Raw genomic sequence first — 11,755 nt, forward strand, 5'->3', positions numbered from 1 at the left:
GGCGCGTCCCGGGGTGCGGGAGACTGGCGGCATGGCGGCTCGTGGCTTCCCGTACACCGATCTCAAGGACTTCCTCGCGGCGCTGGAGCGCGCGGGCGAACTGCGGCGGGTGAGCGTCCCGGTCGACCCGACGCTGGAGATCAGCGAGGTGGTCACCCGGACCGTCCGCGCGGGCGGCCCGGCGCTGCTCTTCGAGCGGCCCACCCGGGGCGAGATGCCGGTGGCGATCAACCTCTTCGGCACCGAGAAGCGGATGGCGATGGCGCTCGGCGTCGAGTCGCTGGACGAGATCGGCGACCGGATCGGCGCGCTGGTCAAGCCGGAGCTGCCGGTCGGCTGGTCCGGCATCCGCGAGGGCCTGGGCAAGGTCATGCAGCTCAAGTCGGTGCCGCCGCGCAAGGTGAAGACCGCGCCCTGCCAGCAGGTGGTCTACCGCGGCGACGACGTCGACCTGAACCGGCTGCCCGGCCTGCAGGTCTGGCCCGGCGACGGCGGGATCTTCCACAACTACGGGCTGACCCACACCAAGCACCCGGAGACCGGCAAGCGCAACCTCGGTCTGTACCGCCTCCAGCAGCACAGCCGCAACACGCTGGGCATGCACTGGCAGATCCACAAGGACTCCACCGCGCACCACGCCGTCGCCGAGCGGCTCGGGCAGCGGCTGCCGGTGGCCGTCGCCATCGGCTGCGACCCGGTGGTCAGCTACGCGGCGAGCGCGCCGCTCCCCGGCGACATCGACGAGTACCTGTTCGCCGGCTTCCTGCGCGGCGAGCGGGTCGAGATGGTCGACTGCCTCACCGTGCCGTTGCAGGTGCCCGCGCACGCCCAGATCGTGCTGGAGGGCTACCTGGAGCCCGGCGAGCGGCTGCCCGAGGGGCCGTTCGGCGACCACACCGGCTTCTACACCCCGGTCGAACCGTTCCCGGTGCTGCACATCGAGGCGATGACCATGCAGCGCGACCCGGTCTACCACTCGATCGTCACCTCCAAGCCGCCGCAGGAGGACCACGGCCTGGGCAAGGCCACCGAGCGGATCTTCCAGCCGCTGCTCAAGCTGCTGATCCCGGACATCGTCGACTACGACCTGCCGGCCGCCGGGGTGTTCCACAACTGCGCGATCGTGTCGATCCGCAAGCGCTACCCGAAGCACGCGCAGAAGGTGATGAACGCGATCTGGGGCGCGCACCTGATGTCGCTGACCAAGCTGATCGTGATCGTCGACGAGGACTGCGACGTGCACGACTACAACGAGGTCGCCTTCCGCGCCTTCGGCAACGTCGACTACGCCCGCGACCTGCTGCTCACCGAGGGCCCGGTGGACCACCTCGACCACTCGTCGTACCAGCAGTTCTGGGGTGGCAAGGCCGGCGTCGACGCGACCCGCAAGCTGCCCGCCGAGGGCTACACCCGGGGCTGGCCGGAGGAGATGACCATGTCGCCGGAGGTCGCCTCCCTGGTCGACAAGCGCTGGAAGGAGTACGGGATCTGATGACGGCCGTGCTGGAGCCCGTCGAACGCCCGGGCCGGGTGAAGTCCTTCCTCAAGCTGGTCGCGATCGAGCACTCCGTCTTCGCGCTGCCCTTCGCGTACCTGTCGGCGCTGACCGCGATGCGGGTCGACGGCGGGCGGGTACGCTGGCTCGACCTGCTGCTGATCACCGTGGCGATGGTCGGGGCGCGGACGTTCGCGATGGCCGCCAACCGCATCCTCGACCGGCGGATCGACGCCCGGAACCCGCGTACCGCGAACCGGGAGCTGGTCACCGGGGCGGTGAGCGTGCGCACGGCCTGGACCGGCGCGGCCGTCGCGCTGGTGGTGTTCCTGGCCGCCGCCGCGCTGCTCAACCCGCTCTGCCTGGTGCTCGCGCCGCTCGCGGTGATCCCGCTGGTCGTCTACCCCTACGGCAAGCGGTTCACCAACTGGCCGCACGCCATCCTGGCGATCGCCCAGGCGGTCGGCCCGGTCGGCGCCTGGCTCGCGGTCACCGGCACCCTGGACGGCTCCTGGCCGGCCTGGCTGCTCGGCACGGCGGTGGGACTCTGGATCGGCGGCTTCGACCTGATCTACGCCTGCCAGGACGCCGACGTCGACCGGGAGATCGGCGTGCACAGCGTCCCGGCCCGGTACGGGCTGCGGTTCGCGCTGCACGCCTCCACCGTCGCGCACGTGGTCACCTTCGCGCTGTTCATCTGGTTCGGCGCGCTGGTCGGCTTCGGCTGGCTGTGGTGGATCGGCCTGGCGTTCACCGCCCTCGCCTTCGGCTACCAGCACGTGGTGGTCAGCCCCACCGACCTGAGCAAGGTCAACCGGGCGTTCTTCACCGCGAACGGCTTCGTCGGCATCGCCCTCTTCCTCTTCGCCCTGCTCGACCTCACCATCCGCCTCCACCTCCACCCCTGACCGACCCCACCCGGCCGGAAAGGCGGGGTCAGGGGGTGGGGTAGCGGGCGCTCTCCAGGGTCCAGTCGAGGGTGCCGCGGACGGCGTTGGCGACGCCGTCGAGGTGGGTGGTGACGGCCGGGTCCAGGGCGGGGCCGAACGACGGCACGTCGGCGCGGAGCGCGACGAAGCGGTCCATCGCCGCCCGCCAGCGCTCGGCGATCAGGTCCACGGCGGTGTCCAGCGGCACCCGCCGCTCGCCGGCCACCGCCAGCACCAGGTTGTGCCCGCCCGAGGTGGCCCGGTCCCGCTCCAGCGAGGCGAGGTCGTTGTACCAGGAGAGCAGGTCGTTGCCGAGCTCGCCGATCCGGCGCAGCGCCGGGTGGTGGTAGACCGGGTCCGGCAACGGCCGCCCGGTGGCGAACTCGATCAGCGGGTACGAGACGTACGCCGCCGACGTCGCCCGGCGCAGCTGGACGTACTCGGCCACCGAGGGGCGCCGGCCGAGGTCCTTGGCGACCGACTCCCGCCACGTGCCGTCCAGGTGGTCGGCGACCGCGTCGGCGAAGCGCAGCCGCCAGCGGGCCGGCATTCGGCGCCGGGGCACCCGCCAGGCGTCGACCAGCAGCCGGCGCAGCGGCCCGCCGAACCCCGGATGCCGTCGGCGTGGGCCGTCCCGCAGCAGGCTCAACGCCCCGGCCCGCAGCGCCCTGATCTGCTCCGGTGCGAGCCGGTCCGGCCCGTCGCAGGCGTCGTCGACCAGGAAGAACCAGGTGAACAGGGCGGCCAGGGTACGCAGGTCCGGCTCGGTGGCGTCCGGGTAGAGCCGGCCCGCGTACCGGGCGAAGCCGGCCCGGTCCAGCCGCTCCCGGGCGCTGGAGTCCAGCGGTACGCCCAGCCGGGGCAGCCGGTCCAGCAGCCACTCCTGCACCGGGTCCGCGTACGGCGAGAGCCGGGGCGGGATCGGGCACCCGGCCCGCAGCGACCGGAGCACCTCCTCGACCATGGCTCGATCCCTTCCCGTGCGGCGTGGGCCGCCGACGGCAGCATGGCAGGTCCGCCGCGCTCCCGCCGTCCCGGCGCACAGCGGGGTGCCCCGGCGACACGTAGCGCAGCGGTCGGGGGGTCGCCGGGCGGGGCGCGGCGGCGACCAGGCAGGCTGGACGACATGCGCGAACCATGGGTGGTCGGGGTCTCCGGCGCGTCCGGCACCCCGTACGCGGCGGCGGTCGTCAACGGGCTGCTCGACGCCGGCGAGCCGGTGGACCTGATCGTCTCCCGGGCCGCCCGGCTGACCGTGCTCGACGAGACCGGCCGCCCGTTCCGGGACGGCCACTGGGCCGAGGACCTGGCCGCCTGGCTGGGTCGCGACCTCGCCGACGCCGACGTGCGGCACTGGCCGGCCGGTGACATCGCCGCCGGCCCCAGCAGCGGCTCCTACCGGGTACGCGGGATGGCGGTGGTGCCGGCGAGCACGGCCGCCTGCGCCGGCATCGCCATCGGGCTCTCCAAGGACCTGTTGCAGCGCGCGGCCGAGGTCAACCTCAAGGAGCGCCGGCCGGTGGTGGTGGTGCCCCGGGAGACGCCGGTGACCCGCAGCCACCTGGAACACCTGATCGCGTTGCACGACGCCGGGGCGGTGGTACTGCCGGCCAGTCCGGGCTTCTACGGCTCCGGCGCCTCGGCCACCGCACAGCAGCTGGTCGACTTCGTGGCCGGCAAGGTGCTGGACGCGCTCGGCGTGCCGCACACGTTGTTCCGGCGGTGGTCGGGGCAGTTGGCCGCCGACCGGTCGTAGCGAAGCGGAACCTCGCCTCAGACGGGCGCGGACCGGACCTGTCGGCCGGCCCGCGATCCGTCTCGCACCATTCAGTACATCCCGGCGTTGGCCGGCCCCGGTCCGGTCGAGGCGGCGGGGCCGACATTGCGCGGCTTGCCGATGTCCTCCGCCTCGTCCAGCATGCCCTCCCCTTCCAGCAGGGCCCGCACCTCGGATTCCCGAAACCGGCGATGCCCGCCTGGAGTCCGGATGCTGCCGATCCGGCCGGCCGCCGCCCATCGCGTCACAGTCTTCGGGTCAACCCGAAACAACGCGGCGACCTCACCCGGTGTCAGCAGGCGATCTCCAGTGTCCACAGCCCCCTCCTCGCGTCGACGAAGCCCCCGGCTGAACACACTGCCCCCGGCCGGTGCGAGCCCAGAGCCGTCATGAGGGACGTATGGCAATTACAGCACCAGCGACCTGGCCTGTCCGCCAAACGCGAAAAACGCACTGAGTGGGAAGTTAGGAAATATTACCCGGGTCCGGCCTCCATCACGCTGAGTCTGCAAATAGTTACGTGTTGTCATGTTCAACGGGTGCCGGCCGCCCGACGTTACGCCCGGACGGCTAGGGTCACCTTCCGTGGACGCCATCGACCTGAGCCTCGTCGACCTGCTGCGCGGCAACGCCCGACTGTCGTACGCCGAACTCGCCCGGCAGGTCGGCCTCTCCGCCCCGGCCGTGCACGAGCGGGTCGGCAAACTGGAGTCCGGCGGCGTGATCCGGGCGTACCGGGCGGAGGTGGAGCCGGAGGCGGTCGGGCTCGGCGTGACCGCGCTGATCGGCATCGTCGAGGACTCCGGCGGGGACACCGACGACGTGCTGGAGGCGTTCCGCCAGATGCCCGAGATCGAGTCCTGCTACTTCATGGCCGGCGTCGAGTCCTTCCTGCTCAAGGCGCGGGTCGGCACGATCGCCGAGCTGGAGGCGCTGATCGTGCGGCTCAACCGCACCCCGGGCGTGGCGTCCACCCGCACCGGCATCGCCCTGTCGACCAAGTGGGAGAACCGCCCGCAGCCGCTCGGGTCGCCCGGGAGCTGACCGTCCGGCTCTGGCGTCGCGCGCCCTGCGGCGATACCTTGCGCCGATGACGACCCCCGTACGCGGCGCCGCCGTGGTCACCGGTGCGGCCGGCGGGCTGGGCCGGGCCATCGCCGCCGCGCTGCACGCCGACGGCTGGGCGGTACTCCTGACCGACCTGGACGCCGGCGCGGCCGCCACCGCCGCCGCGCCGCTCGGTGGCTGGTCCCGGGCGCTGGACGTGCGCGACGAGGCGGCCTGCGCCGAGGTCGCCGCCGAGGCGGCCGGCGGGACGGCCGGCGGGCTCGGGCTCTGGGTCAACAACGCCGGCATCCTGGTCACCGGGCCGTCCTGGGAGCACGACGCGGCGACCCGGCGACGGGTGGTCGAGGTGAACGCGCTCGGCGCGATGACCGGCACCCTGGCCGCGCTGGCCGTGATGCGCGCGCAGGGGCACGGGCACGTGCTCAACGTCGTCTCCCTCGCCGGGCTGATCGCCGCGCCCGGCGAGACCGTCTACGCGGCCAGCAAGCACGCGCTGCTGGCGTTCAGCCTCGGCACGCTGGCCGACCTGCGGATGGCCGGCCTGACCGACGTACACGTGTCGTGCCTGTGCCCGGACGGGATCTGGACGCCGATGCTGCACGACCGGCTCGACGACCCGGGGGCGCTGGCCTCCTTCACCGGGACGATGCTGACCCCGCAGCGGGTCGCGGCGCGGGCCGCCCGGCTGGCCCGCCACCCCCGCCCGGTGGTCAGCCTGCCGCGCTGGCGCGGCGCGCAGGTACGGCTGCTGGACGCGCTGCCGCGGCTGGCGCTCGCGCTGACCCCGGTGATCCGGGCCGCCGGGCGGGCCGGGCAGCGCCGGCAGCGGCACCGGGTCGGGCCGGACGGAAGCTGAGCTCACTTGTAACGTTGCCGGCGTGACTCATCTCGACCGGTGCGACGAGGCCAGCCGGATCTGGGTGACCGAGGCGATCGCCACGGTCGAGGCGGACGCCAACCGCTCCGCCGACACCCACCTGCTGCCCTTCCCGCTGCCTCGGGCCTGGGGAATCGACCTCTACCTCAAGGACGAGTCGGTCCACCCCACCGGCTCGCTCAAGCACCGGCTGGCCCGCTCGCTCTTCCTCTACGGGCTCTGCAACGGCTGGATCGGCCCGGATACCACCATCATCGAGGCGTCCTCCGGCTCCACGGCGGTCTCCGAGGCGTACTTCGCGCGGATGCTGGAACTGCCGTTCGTGGCGGTGATGCCCGCCTCCACCTCACCCGAGAAGATCGCCCAGATCGAGTTCCACGGCGGGCGCTGCCACCTGGTCGAGGACCCGGCCAAGGTGGTGATTGAGGCGCGCTGGCTGGCCGAGGACAGCGGCGGGCACTTCATGGACCAGTTCACCTACGCCGAGCGGGCCACCGACTGGCGGGGCAACAACAACATCGCCGAGTCGATCTACGCGCAGCTCTCGCTGGAGCGGCACCCGATCCCGGCCTGGGTCGTGGTGGGCGCCGGCACCGGCGGCACCAGCGCCACCATCGGCCGGTACGCCCGCTACCGGCGGCTGCCCACCAAGCTCTGCGTGGTCGATCCGGAGAACTCGGCGTTCTACCCGGCCTGGCAGGCCGCCGACTGGTCGGTGCGCACCGGGCGCGGCTCCCGAATCGAGGGGATCGGCCGCCCGACCGTCGAGGCGTCCTTCCTGCCCTCGGTGGTGGACCGGATGACCCAGGTCCCGGACGCCGCCTCGCTGGCCGCCATGCGCGCCGGCTCGGCCGTGCTCGGCCGCCGGGTCGGCGGCTCCACCGGCACCAACCTCTGGGGTGCCTTCGGACTGATCGCCGAGCTGCTCGCCGCCGGGCGGACCGGCTCGGTGGTCACCCTGATCTGCGACGCCGGCGACCGGTACGCCCGCACCTACTACGACGACGCCTGGGTGGCCGCGCAGGGGCTGGACCTGGCCCCGCACCTGGCCACGATCGAACGGTTCCTCGACAGCGGCGCCTGGCCGGCCTGAACCGGCCGGCTCAGCGGGCGTCGACCCGCTCGGCCAGCCCGGGATAGTGCAGCACCAGGCCGTCGGCGTCGAGGGTCAGCTCGGCCCGGAAGCCGTCGCTGGCGAACCGGACCCGCCCCGGCCCGAGCGGGGTGTAGACCTGCTCGGCGGGGACCACCTCCAGGCTCGGCGCCAGCACCCACGCCACGGTGACCGTGTGCGGGAGGTCCGGCGTCGCCCCGGTCAGCCCCAGCCGCCGGACCGGCAGGGCGTTGAAGAGCGGCGACCCGCTCAGGTCGACGTCGAGGGCGTCGTACAGCCGGTCCGGGTCGTCGGCGCCCGGCAGCCCGGCCGGCGGCTGCCCGGCGGCCCGCAGCGCCGCGTCGAGGTCGCCCTGCTCGGCGGTGGTCACCCGCCAGCCGTCCGCGCCGCGCTCCAGCTTCACCCGCCGCGACCAGCCCGCCCCCTCGGCCGTCACCTCCAGCGACCTGGTGGCCCCGTCCGCGCCGGCGGTCAGCTGGTAGCGGCACGTCCAGGGGATGGGGTCCACGGCGACCTGGGTGCCGTGCGCGACGAACCCGGGGCCGTCGTCCAGGACGGCGTGCTCGGCACCGGCGATGTCCGTCCGGCTCCAGAAGAGTGACCTCGGCATGATTCGGACGTTACGCCAGCCGACCGACACCGGCAGCGCATGCGGAAACGCCGCCGCGGAGCGCGAGCTCCGCGACGGCGTTCCGGGTGGTCGGACGGATCAGTGGGTACGCGCCGGCGGCCGGCCGCCGAAGCCACGCCGGTCGTCGCGCGGCCGGTCGTCGCCGCCCCGGCCCTCGGAGCGGAACCCGCCCCGGCGCTCGGTGCCGCGCTGCTCGCCGCCGAAGCGCCGCTCGCCCTGCGGCCGGTCGCCGAAGCGCTCGCCGCGGTCGCCGTAGCGGTGCTCGCCGGCCGGACGGTCGGTGCGGTCGCCGAAGCCGCGCTGGCCCCGGTCGCCGAACGAGCGGTCGCCGGCCGGGCGGTCGCTCCGGCCGTCGAAGCGTCGCTCGCCCCGGTCACCGAAGGAACGCTCGCCCGCCGGGCGGTCGCTCCGGCCGTCGAAGCGCCGCTCGCCCTGGGGGCGGTCGGCGTAGCCCCGGTCGCCCCGGTCGCCGAACGAACGCTCGTCCGCCGGGCGGCCGCTCCGGCCGTCGAAGCCGCGCTGGCCCCGGTCGCCGAAGGAGCGCTCGCCCGTCGGCCGGTCGCTTCGGCCGTCGAAGCCGCGCTGGCCCCGGTCGCCGAAGGAGCGCTCGCCCGTCGGCCGGTCGCTTCGGCCGTCGAAGCGTCGCTCGCCCCGGTCGCCGAAGGAACGCTCGCCCGCCGGGCGGTCGAAGCGGCGCTCGCCGAAGCGCTCGCCGCGCCCGTCCCGGTCACCGAACCGGCGCTCGCCGGCCGGCCGGTCGCCGTAACGCCGCTCGCCCCGGTCCGGGCGGTCGCCGTAGCGGCGCTCCCCGGTCGGGCGGTCGCCGTAGCGGCGCTGTCCGGCGGCGCGGCGCGGCTCCGGCTCCTCGCGGACCGGGACGCCGCTGGGCTCGCGGGCGCCGGTCAGCTCGGCCAGGGTCGGGTCGCCGACGCGGACCCGGGTCTCGGCCGGCGCGACGCCGGCCTTCTCCATCATGGCCAGCGTCGTGCGGCGCTGCTTGGGCAGCACCAGGGTCGCCACCGCGCCGGACTCGCCGGCCCGGGCGGTACGGCCCGCGCGGTGCAGGTAGTCCTTCGGGTCCTTCGGCGGGTCGATGTGCAGTACCAGGGAGACCCCGTCGACGTGGATGCCCCGGGCGGCCACGTCGGTGGCGACCAGGACGTTCATCCGGCCCTCACGGAACTCGGCCAGCGTCTTGGTACGCATCCGCTGGGTCTTGCCACCGTGCAGGCCACCGGCCCGTACGCCCACCGCGGCGAGCTGCTCGACCAGCCGGTCGACCCCGAGCTGGGTACGCGCGAAGAGCATGGTCCGGCCGTCGCGGGCCGCGATGGACGCCGCCACCGCGAACTTGTCGTGCGGCGGGATCAGCAGCATGTGGTGGTCCATCGTGGACACCGACGCGGTCGACGGGTCGGTCGAGTGGGTCACCGGGTCGGTCATGAACCGCTTGACCAGCGAGTCCACGTCACCGTCCAGAGTGGCCGAGAAGAGCAGTCGCTGGCCGTCCGCCGGCGTCTTCGCCAGCAGTTGGGTCACCTCGGGCAGGAAGCCCATGTCGGCCATCTGGTCGGCCTCGTCGAGGACGGTCACCTCGACGTCGTCCAGGTGGCACACGCCCCGGTTGATCAGGTCGCCGAGCCGGCCCGGGGTGGCCACGACGATCTCCACGCCACGGCGCAGCGCGTCGATCTGCCGGTCGTACGGCACCCCGCCGACGGCGGTCTTGAGGAAGATGCCGACGGCCTTGCCGAGCGGCATCAGGGCGTCGTTGACCTGCATGGCGAGTTCCCGGGTGGGGACCAGCACCAGGGCCCGGGGGTGCAGCGGACGGGCCCGGTTGCGGTCGGCGAGCCGGGCGATCAGCGGCAGCCCGAAGGCGAGGGTCTTGCCGGAGCCGGTCTGGCCCCGGCCGAGCACGTCCCGGCCGGCGAGCGCGTCGGGCATGGTGGCCCGCTGGATCTCGAACGGGGTGGTGATGCCCTGTCGGGCGAGCGCCTCGACCAGCGGCCGGGGCAGGCCGAGGTCGGCGAAGTCGACGTCGGCGGCGGGGGTGTCCCCGACGGTCGGGTCGAGGACGGACGGAGTGGTGCCGGGGTCAGCGAAGGTGGTCAAGAAATGCCTTTCGAGCGGGGCGCATCTTCGCGATGGCCCGCTGCGGCTGCACGCCGCCGAATCGCCCGCAAGATCGCCCATGGGCGCGCACGACGCGCGCCGGGTCAGTGATCTCCACAAGTGTACGGCGGTCCGGCGACACCGCCAGTCGATCGCGAGGGGGTAGTGGGCGGGCTCACCCTCGCCCCGCGTACGCCCGCAACCCGGACGGCGTGGCCCGGACCGCCCGCGTTCACTTGTTCAGGAGGTTGCCCACCAGGCCGTCCATGGCGTCGTTGGCGAGCAGGACGACCAGCACGCTGATCGCCACCAACAGCCCCAGCGAGGCCGCCAGGACGACCACCACCCGGGTGGTGCGGGACCGTTCGGCGGGCGTGTCGGCCCAGCCCTGGGCCAGGATGTGCCCGGTCAGCGAGCCGGAGTTCTCCAGCGGGTTGCCGGCCGGGAAGGAGACCGTGGCGAAGCCGGGCCCCTCGGTGCCGCCGTAGACGGTGCTGGCCAGGTCCGGGCCGCCCCGGTAGGGCGTACCGGGCCGGCCGAGGCCGCCGGCGGCCGGCGTACCCCAGGTGGGGCGCTCGACGGGGGCCGACGCCGGCCGGACCGGCGCCGCCGGCGGGGCCGAGACGGGCGCGGCGGCACGGACGGGTGGCGCGGAGACCTGCGCGGCGGCCCGGAACGGCGGCGCGGCGGCGGGCGGGGCGGAGACCGGCATGCCCCCGCCCGGCATGGCCGGCGGCGGCGGGAACGGCGGGGCCGGCATCGGGCCCGGTGGGGGCGGCGGCGGGGGCACCGCCGGCCCGGGCGGGGGTACCGGCGGGCCGGGCACGGGCGGAACCGGGCCGGGCGGGGTCGGGCGCGGGCCGGGCGGGGTCGGGCGCGGCAGCGGGGGCACCGGCGGGGGGAACGGTCCGGGCGCCGGCGGTTCCGGGATCGGCGTCGGTGCGGGCGGGGCGGGCGTGGGCGGGGGCGCGGGCCTGGGCGGCTCCGGGGTCGGTGCGGGCTCCGGCTCGGGCGTCGGCGGGGTGGGCGGCTGGGCCGGCTCCGGGGGCTGGGCGGGCTCGGGCGGTTCCGGGTTGACCGGCGTCGACCGGTAGACGGTGGCGGCTCCGCCGCCGGCCCGGGCGACCGCGCCGGCGGCGGCCTCCTCGGCCGAGACCCGGCTCAGCCCCGGCACGGAGGCGCTGGCCCGGGTGCCCGACGTCGAGCTACCGCCGCGCTGTCCGGGTACCGGCGCGGCGCCCACCACGGGCGCGGCGCCGGTCGGGACGCGTGCCCAGCCGGAACCCTCGGCCGGGTCGGCGGGGCTCTCCCCGCCGGCCCGGGCGCTCTCCGGCGCGCCGGCCCGGTAGGTGGTGCCGGCGGCGGGCGGCCCCGGCAGGTCTCCGTCCTGCGGTGGCGCGGTCACGGTGGCGACGCTGGCCCGGGCGCGGGCGGGCGTGGCGGGCGGCGACGGCTGGGACACGGCCGGCGGGGCGTCCGCGTTCGCGCCTCCTTCCGAGCGGTCCGCTGCCGGCCCGGCGTCGGGGGCGGCCGGCGAGGCCTCGGGTGCGGCCGGGGCGGCGTCGGACGCGCTCGACGCCACGTCCGCCCGCGGCCCGTCGACCTCGGAGCGTCCGGTCGGGGCGGCACCGTTCGTCGCGGCCGGTTCGGGCACGGATCCGCGGTCGACGGTCTCCGCCGGAATCTGTCGCTCGCCCATGCTCGCCCTCCGCGCCGCGCTCGCACCCGCGCCCGTGACACCGGGTCGGA

11 protein-coding genes are annotated in these 11,755 nt (G+C 75.1%); 6 read left to right on the forward strand and 5 right to left on the reverse strand.

The window, feature by feature from the left end:
* The first annotated feature begins 31 nt into the window (after nucleotides 1-31).
* Together ACTMS9_RS01795 and mqnP are read left to right on the forward strand one after the other, a co-directional pair.
* Complete coding sequence (locus ACTMS9_RS01795) at nucleotides 32-1,492, forward strand: menaquinone biosynthesis decarboxylase (protein WP_210778277.1); 1,461 nt, start codon at nucleotides 32-34, stop codon at nucleotides 1,490-1,492.
* On the forward strand, nucleotides 1,492-2,403 hold the full coding sequence (mqnP, locus tag ACTMS9_RS01800) for a menaquinone biosynthesis prenyltransferase MqnP (RefSeq protein WP_441143133.1): 912 nt from the start codon (nucleotides 1,492-1,494) through the stop codon (nucleotides 2,401-2,403). Before ACTMS9_RS01795 ends, mqnP begins: the two co-directional genes overlap by 1 nt.
* 28 nt (nucleotides 2,404-2,431) lie before the next feature.
* Here the strand turns inward: mqnP and ACTMS9_RS01805 are convergent, their stop codons facing one another.
* Entirely contained in the window at nucleotides 2,432-3,388 is a 957-nt protein-coding gene (locus tag ACTMS9_RS01805; RefSeq protein WP_441143132.1) for a terpene synthase family protein, read from the reverse strand.
* A 162-nt stretch (nucleotides 3,389-3,550) separates the two neighbouring features.
* On the opposite strand from ACTMS9_RS01805, the gene ACTMS9_RS01810 reads away from it, so the two are divergent.
* The gene (locus tag ACTMS9_RS01810; protein WP_357910383.1) at nucleotides 3,551-4,180 is read left to right on the forward strand and encodes a UbiX family flavin prenyltransferase; all 630 of its coding nucleotides are present in this window, start codon (nucleotides 3,551-3,553) and stop codon (nucleotides 4,178-4,180) included.
* 71 nt (nucleotides 4,181-4,251) lie between these two features.
* On the opposite strand, the gene ACTMS9_RS01815 is transcribed toward ACTMS9_RS01810, so the two are convergent.
* Nucleotides 4,252-4,518, reverse strand: coding sequence for a BldC family transcriptional regulator (locus tag ACTMS9_RS01815; protein ID WP_204925734.1), 267 nt, complete (start codon nucleotides 4,516-4,518; stop codon nucleotides 4,252-4,254).
* Nucleotides 4,519-4,786: 268 nt separating this feature from the next.
* On the opposite strand from ACTMS9_RS01815, the gene ACTMS9_RS01820 reads away from it, so the two are divergent.
* From ACTMS9_RS01820 to ACTMS9_RS01830, 3 genes are read left to right on the forward strand one after another with little or no spacing between them, the layout of a single operon-like run.
* Nucleotides 4,787-5,245: an Lrp/AsnC family transcriptional regulator gene (locus tag ACTMS9_RS01820; RefSeq protein WP_154940430.1), complete on the forward strand. Its 459-nt coding sequence runs from the start codon at nucleotides 4,787-4,789 to the stop codon at nucleotides 5,243-5,245.
* A gap of 46 nt (nucleotides 5,246-5,291) precedes the next feature.
* Entirely contained in the window at nucleotides 5,292-6,125 is an 834-nt protein-coding gene (locus ACTMS9_RS01825) for an SDR family NAD(P)-dependent oxidoreductase (protein WP_377609689.1), read from the forward strand.
* Nucleotides 6,126-6,147: 22 nt separating this feature from the next.
* Complete coding sequence (locus ACTMS9_RS01830) at nucleotides 6,148-7,239, forward strand: PLP-dependent cysteine synthase family protein (protein ID WP_441143128.1); 1,092 nt, start codon at nucleotides 6,148-6,150, stop codon at nucleotides 7,237-7,239.
* 10 nt (nucleotides 7,240-7,249) lie between these two features.
* On the opposite strand, the gene ACTMS9_RS01835 is transcribed toward ACTMS9_RS01830, so the two are convergent.
* The 3 genes from ACTMS9_RS01835 to ACTMS9_RS01845 all read right to left on the reverse strand — a co-directional run bounded on the left by ACTMS9_RS01835 (nucleotide 7,250) and on the right by ACTMS9_RS01845 (nucleotide 11,705).
* Entirely contained in the window at nucleotides 7,250-7,870 is a 621-nt protein-coding gene (locus ACTMS9_RS01835; RefSeq protein ID WP_441143126.1) for a putative glycolipid-binding domain-containing protein, read from the reverse strand.
* A 99-nt stretch (nucleotides 7,871-7,969) separates the two neighbouring features.
* Nucleotides 7,970-10,006, reverse strand: coding sequence for a DEAD/DEAH box helicase (locus ACTMS9_RS01840; RefSeq protein WP_441163960.1), 2,037 nt, complete (start codon nucleotides 10,004-10,006; stop codon nucleotides 7,970-7,972).
* A gap of 232 nt (nucleotides 10,007-10,238) precedes the next feature.
* Nucleotides 10,239-11,705, reverse strand: coding sequence for a hypothetical protein (locus ACTMS9_RS01845; RefSeq protein ID WP_441143122.1), 1,467 nt, complete (start codon nucleotides 11,703-11,705; stop codon nucleotides 10,239-10,241).
* Between the last annotated feature and the right edge of the window lie 50 nt (nucleotides 11,706-11,755).

It is taken from the genome of Micromonospora sp. L31, from assembly GCF_052068075.1.
GTDB lineage: Bacteria > Actinomycetota > Actinomycetes > Mycobacteriales > Micromonosporaceae > Micromonospora > Micromonospora purpureochromogenes.

Excerpts from the sequence above, each read along its gene's own strand:
- ACTMS9_RS01795 (WP_210778277.1), top strand. The coding sequence starts at position 32 with ATGGCGGCTCGTGGCTTCCCGTACACCGATCTCAAGGACTTCCTCGCG.
- mqnP (WP_441143133.1), top strand. The coding sequence starts at position 1,492 with ATGACGGCCGTGCTGGAGCCCGTCGAACGCCCGGGCCGGGTGAAGTCC.
- ACTMS9_RS01805 (WP_441143132.1), bottom strand. The coding sequence starts at position 3,388 with ATGGTCGAGGAGGTGCTCCGGTCGCTGCGGGCCGGGTGCCCGATCCCG.
- ACTMS9_RS01810 (WP_357910383.1), top strand. The coding sequence starts at position 3,551 with ATGCGCGAACCATGGGTGGTCGGGGTCTCCGGCGCGTCCGGCACCCCG.
- ACTMS9_RS01825 (WP_377609689.1), top strand. The coding sequence starts at position 5,292 with ATGACGACCCCCGTACGCGGCGCCGCCGTGGTCACCGGTGCGGCCGGC.
- ACTMS9_RS01835 (WP_441143126.1), bottom strand. The coding sequence starts at position 7,870 with ATGCCGAGGTCACTCTTCTGGAGCCGGACGGACATCGCCGGTGCCGAG.
- ACTMS9_RS01845 (WP_441143122.1), bottom strand. The coding sequence starts at position 11,705 with ATGGGCGAGCGACAGATTCCGGCGGAGACCGTCGACCGCGGATCCGTG.